Source organism: Pseudopedobacter sp. (assembly GCF_040392825.1).
Taxonomy (GTDB): domain Bacteria; phylum Bacteroidota; class Bacteroidia; order Sphingobacteriales; family Sphingobacteriaceae; genus Pseudopedobacter.
On the sequence record NZ_JBEBVH010000224.1, the window covers coordinates 1 to 6,732 of the forward strand.

At 38.1% G+C, this 6,732-nt stretch carries 4 protein-coding genes; all 4 read left to right on the top strand.

The genetic code is table 11. The annotated features are described in order from the left end of the window. A partial coding sequence (locus ABWO41_RS13975; RefSeq protein WP_353139218.1) for an alpha-2-macroglobulin family protein occupies positions 1–2,347 on the top strand: 2,347 nt, incomplete at its 5' end. Positions 2,348–2,499: 152 nt separating this feature from the next. After that, the gene (locus tag ABWO41_RS13980) at positions 2,500–4,521 is read left to right on the top strand and encodes a DUF5074 domain-containing protein (RefSeq protein ID WP_353139221.1); all 2,022 of its coding nucleotides are present in this window, start codon (positions 2,500–2,502) and stop codon (positions 4,519–4,521) included. A 148-nt stretch (positions 4,522–4,669) separates the two neighbouring features. Then, positions 4,670–5,587: a hypothetical protein gene (locus tag ABWO41_RS13985; protein WP_353139224.1), complete on the top strand. Its 918-nt coding sequence runs from the start codon at positions 4,670–4,672 to the stop codon at positions 5,585–5,587. Between the two features lie 24 nt (positions 5,588–5,611). Further along, positions 5,612–6,732: hypothetical protein (locus ABWO41_RS13990; protein WP_353139227.1), on the top strand; the 1,121-nt coding region annotated here is incomplete at its 3' end.

A 6,732-nucleotide genomic window follows, 5' to 3' on the forward strand; every position in this document is an offset into this window, starting at 1 on the left:
AACAAGCAAAGCCGATATTACGGGAGCCGTTGCCGGCGTAACTATTACCGAAACCGGTGACAACAATGAAATATTTACAAATGTTGACAACGCTGATAATACCGAGACCTCTATTTCCCAACAAATCCGTAAAAACTTTGGGGAAACAGCATTTTTCTATCCTCATATCGTTACCGACGAAAAAGGCGAAGCAGAATTTGAATTTACCTTTCCGGAATCTTTAACTACATGGAATTTCAGACTGTTTGGTCACACAAAGGATTTAAAAACAGCTTATATCGCGAAAAAAATAATAGCACAGAAGCCTTTGATGATTACTGCAAACATGCCGCGTTTTTTAAGGGAAGGAGATCATATTTCATTGGTTACCAAAATCACCAACCTAACCGCCAGGGAAATCTCGGGAGAATCAAAATTGCAGCTTTTCTATACGCACAATAGAAAACCACTGCAAGCATTTACATTTCCTTTTAAAACAGGGGGCAATGCTTCTGCAACAAACAACCATAGTATAAAAATCCCAGAAGGCCTTGCAGGCATAACCTATCGGGCAATTGCAGAAAACAATGTCTATTACGACGGAGAAGAAAAAAATATTCCGGTTTTATCTCAAAGAATCTCGCTCTCAGAATCTAATTCTTTCATACTGAAGCCCGGAGAACAAAGAAATATTAAACTGGAAGACTTTATAGGGCTTGATGATAAACAGACATTTCAATCTATGGTTTTCAATGTAAAAACCAATCCGCTGTGGGATGTGATACATGCATTGCCTTATCTTCAAAAAGAATGCAGAAAAACCGAGAGTACAAATAATATATTTAATACTTTTTTTATTAACCAGATGGCCGTGAATATAAGGAAGGATTATGGCTGGATGGTATATTCTTATTATTCTACAAAGAAAGACAGCTCTAAAACAAAAAGTCCTTTTTTAGGAAATAATCCATGGTTTGCAGAATCGGATATTTATAAGCAGGAAGAAAATCTTAAGAAATTATTTAAGGGCTACAATACATATACAGAGCAATCCATGGCTATAAACAGGTTGCAGAAAATGCAACGGGCAGATGGCAGTTTTCCATGGTTCGAAAACTGTAATTATGAAGACCGCTATATTACCCAAAATATTATTGCCGGATTCGGGCAGTTACAAAAAATATCTACCGGTAGTTTTTTAAGCAAACAAAAAGAACAGCTTATTAAAAAAGCATTAACCTATCTGGACAATCAGCTTGTAAAAGTTAAAAAAACATCGGCCTCGATAGATGTACACGGCTGGTATGCCAGAAGTTTCCATCAAGTTCCTTCTGAACGGGCAGATTTCGAAACGGCAAAAGCGACTTATCTGGATTTTATCCATAAAAACTGGCAAAAATACACCGAATATGAACAGGGACTGATAGCTTATACATTCATCAATTTTAACCAGAACGAACAGGCGCTTCCGATATTAAAGTCTTTAAAGGAAAAAGCATTATTCACTAAAGAAAACAGTGCATACTGGGCAAAGGAACAAAATTTTTATCTATGGAACCGGGCAGAAATAGAGAAACATGCTTTAATGGTAAACCTGTTCAATCAGTTAGATGATGAAAAAGACTTTGCAGAACAGCTGAAAAACTGGCTTATATTAAACAAGCAAGCTACCCATTGGAAAACCTCCAATGCAACATCTGCCGCTTGCTTCGCAATTTTAACCAATGGGCGCTATAAAATAGACAGCAAAGGCTTAAAAATATTTTCGGGGGGAAAATCGAACCCTGAAAACAGAACATTTAAATCCGGAAACTACCAATACCTTGTGCCTGTTACGGACAACAAACCTGATTTTCCTTTCTATAAGATTGAAAATGCCTCTGATAACATGATGACAGTTTCTTTAAGCTACAGTTATCAGCAAGATTTGGAAAAAGTTAAGCCCCATAGTAACGGCTTAACATTACAAAAGAAATATTATAAAAAAGACGAAAAAGGTATATTGAAAGAGATTAATCATACCAACGCTCTAAAAGTAGGCGATAAAATTACGGCAAGATTATATATTAATGCCGATCAGGATTTCGAATATATATACCTGAAAGATGAGCGTCCGTCTGGCACAGAACCGGTGTCTTTAGTATCATCCTACAAATATTTGGAGAACCTTTTTTATTATATTACAACTAAAGATACCTCTACGGATATTTACTTTAACTATATTCCAAAAGGTAGCTATGTTATTGACTATGACCTATACAGCGCTCAGGGTGGACAGTTTTCGTCTGGCATAAGCCGGATAGAAAGTTTATACGCTCCCGAGTTTGGCGCACATACTACAAATTACACCGTTTCTATTAATGATTAGAGAAAAGGCGTCAATATAAAGACGCCTTTTACTTAAAAAGGTGCTTACAATTAAAAAGTCATAATTTACTTCATGAAAAACATGTCAATCTATTTGGTTTATTTATAGGTATTTATTATTTTCGGTAACGTAACCACATAAATAAGCCCCATATGAGAAAATGTTTACTCAAAAAAATATGGTCTTTCATTTCAACAATCGGTATCTGTAAAAACAGGCTTTCCCAACGTTTGTACCTTGGGGCTTTATTTATTTTGCTAATCCTTTCATCTGAAAATAGCTTTTCTCAGATAACTTACACGAATTTAGGTCCTCAGCTATTTAGTACTACAATAGAAGGCAGTGCTTTTTATAAAGCTGGTGATGGAAAAATATATCTTTATACTGTAGTAAGAGGCCAACCCGCACATTTGCTTGGCTATGACTTAAGCAATAACAGTTTGGTTACAAACATCGCTTTGGAAGAAACTACCGGCGCTTCCTCTATTGTGTTTTCAAGCGACGGCATTCTATACATTGGTGCTTCGGGAAGCAATGTATATGCTTATACACCAGGCAATAGTACAGTTAACAATCTTGGGGCAGTTTTTGGTACCGAAACCACTCTGTACGATTTGAGGGCTGGAAATAATGGAGCTATATATGGAGGTACTTATCCGGGTTGCCGGGTATTCAGGTATCACCCGAATGAAGGATTCTCGGATGCCGGGTCTGGACCAATCGTTCCCGGAGAGAACTATGTAAGGTCTATGGCCTACAATAAAAACACAAATAAGATATACGCCGGTGTTGGTGCCCATGCATCTTTAATAGAACTGGACCTGACAACTGGTAGTAAGCGAAATATCCTACCATCAACCTTCAGCGACCAGCAGTTTGTATACAGCCTGACTCTTATAGAAGACTTGTCCGGAGGAGACCGACTTTTTATTACAGTCCAAAATGCCGCTATTTCACTGGTATACAATATAACTACCGAGACTTTTGAATATCAGGGAAAAGAAGTCTATACAAAAGCCGCGATTAAATCTCCTGCAGGCAATGAGGTATACTTTACACAGGGGAATAAACTTTTATCTTACCCCAATATAGCATTTGGTAATTATGCGCCGGTATTTGTTACGAATATCTCTTCTAACGCCAGAGCATCAGCCTTTATAGATGGCATTTTATACACATTAACTACAACCGGAGAGGTAATAAAATATGATCAATCCAATTGTATCGTCTCGAAAAGCAATCTTATTATACCCGGACAACCTGATGATTTAATTACAGCGCATAAAGGCCCGGCAAATACAATCTGGACCAGCGCACACGTGACAGGAGCAAATTCATCCTACAATCCAGCGACAGGAATAAGCCAGATTTTTGAAGGGATGAACCAAACCGAGAGCGCGGGACTATACAATGATAAACTTTATTTCGGTACCTATACAAAGTCCCGATTTTACGTTTACGACAGCAATTTACCCTGGAATATGGGAAGTAATCCCAAGCTTCTGGGTAGTGCAACGGAACAGGACAGGCCATTTGGTGGTTTAGGAATACCAGAAGAAGGCAAAGTCTTTTTTGGTACTGTACCTGCTTACGGTGCTAACGGCGGGGTATTGGTAGAATTTGATGTCAATAGTAACAACCTAATGACTCAATACACCAATGTAGTTTCAAATCAATCTATTATTTCTCTAGCCTATAACAATGGCAAATTATTTGGAGGAACTTCAATCTGGGGAGGTCTGGGCAGTACTCCTGTTGCTACAGAGGCGAAACTATTTGTCTGGGACATCGCAACAAAAACAAAAGTTCACGAAATTACACCTGTAAGCGGAGCAAAAGCCATTACCTGTTTAATTAATGGTAACGACGGATATATTTGGGGATATGCACAGGGGTATCTCTTTAAGATAGATCCGTCAAATTACAATATTGTCTCTAGTTCAAAAATTCTGAACGACACCAGGTCAAGTCATTTGTGGAGACCGGACAATCTGGTTTTCAATGCCAAAGATAACATGTACTATGCTAGTATCGCTCACAGAATTTACAAATTAGATCCACAGAATATGGTGCTTACGGCATTAGATCGGTTAGGTGCTTATTTAACTCTCGGCCCTGATAGTGAAATGTATTTCTTTAGAGGCCCAGATTTATGGAAAATGGAAATTAATTAGTAAACAATAAAATTATTAAGCATATTATACTAAATTATGAACCGTTATAAACATCATTAAATCAAATTTATCAGAAACTGTTTCTTATTTAGAATAAACGGGTACGTAGCTCAAAATATAAATTTTATCAAAATCTAAATTAAAAACCATGAGAAAAATTACAACCAGAATTTTCATTGCATTATGTTTTAGCTCTTTATATTCTTACGCTCAAAAGGGAGATTGGGAAAAACCGGGAGGTGTTTGGGAATATAATATGAGTAAAAAAATGCCTGGACAGGATTCTATTAGTGGTGATAATTTACAATTTGCCTCTTCGGCTGGCAAAGAGACATTTTTAGTTAGTCCTCCATCCGGATCTGCTATGGTTTCTTCTACAAAAGGCAATCCTTCCTTTATACGCAAATCTGGCTCAAATGCAGGTTTGAAAATTAGAGGGGCTAGTACAGACGGTTCCCCTACTAAGTTTGCGGTATCTGGTATTAAAGATGCTACTCCTGTGATGAGTATTTCTTTTACCATAAAACCAGACCATAACGCAACAAAAACAGATTGGTATTTTGTTTTGGGTAAAAGCTCTCCTATTTTTACCGACCCGGGTACTATTTTACCGATTAGTAAAACCGGTTCTTCGCCTAACGGGCATATTTTTGCGTCTTTCAGGATACAGTCCAATGCTTCTTTTGGAGATAAAGCGTCTAACAATTACAGGCTACAGTTAAGACAGCAACCCGAGCTGGAAGAGGATATTACATGGACAAATAACAACACGGCTCTATTTACCAAAGGGAAAAGCCACCAGGTAGAGATATATGCCAATAATGGGGTTACTGCACAAAAGTATACGTTGAATGGCACCGAACACACCTTGCCTGCCCGTACTTATCATTTATGGATTAATTCGACTCAATTTGGAGGTAATCTTCCGGCAAATGCAATCAGACGCAACCAGCCTATAGATGCTTTTCTATTGATGTCCAGAGACGCAGTTGCGGGCACAGACGGCCCTTCTAATCTTTCAACGCTGGAAATTAATAATGTTAAGGTGAAATATGCCTCGAAATAATTTTTAACCTTCAAGATCATAACCATGGAAAGAAAAATCTTACTAACAGTTTCTATTCTGGGACTGTTAGCTATGGCAGCCCAGTCTCAAACTTACTGGAAATCGAGTCTGGGTAAAGGAGATGTTATTTGGGAGTATGACTTTACAACAAGTCCCCAACATACAAGTGGTTATGGTCTTGCAGAGGTTTCAACATTAACATCTCCTACTTTTTTACCCAGTCCTGTTTCTGGCAATGTTGCCATAACTACTTATCCCCGTTCTGTAAACGCAACGCTAAATTCCCCAGCTACATTTTTATTGAGTGGCAGCTGTGTGACCTCTTCTTTAACCATGACATCTACAGGCGGAAATGGGGTTACGGGCAATACCGGTGTGAGTAGCTTTGTTATAAATCAGATTTCGGGTTCTACAGAAATCATGAGTTTGCATTTTAATCTGACTTTAGGTGCAACTTATGGAAATACTAATGCTAACTGGTATTTTATAATAGGAAGGGCTTCGCACAATTTGCTTGGTACTACAAATACCAAAAGCTTTGAGCATACCAAAAAACATGATCACGATGACAGGATTTATGCAGTTTGGAGATACATTAAATCTCCAACTTATCCTACAAGATTCGCATTTTCAAAAATGGCTCAATCTCCTGCAGATTTCAGTGACGGAAAAGGAAAAACCTGGACAAGTGAATCTTCAGGAAATCTGGAATCTAATACTTCCTATGCGATAGATATATACTGCAATAATTCAAGCTCTCCCCAACAATATATGCGCAATGGAGCACCCGTGAGTTTGGCATCTGGCCAATACGCGATTTACGTTGATGGCAGTTTAAAGGACACTTTTGATAAAAATGCTATTGCATCAAGTTCGGCCAGGCCTTTAGACGGATTTGCAATTTTCTCCAGAGACCCGGCTAAATCGGATACCGAACAGGACAATTCCTCTTCACTTTCAATTAGTAATCTTAAAGTGGTATATCTGGGTGCCGTTTCCACAACACCGGTAACGCTAACAGATTTTAATGGAAATGCAACAAATACTGGCATTGCTTTAAACTGGCAGACCATAAACGAGCAAAATAACGCTCACTTTATACTTAACCGCTCTATAAACGGGAAAGACTTTTCTTATTTAACCCG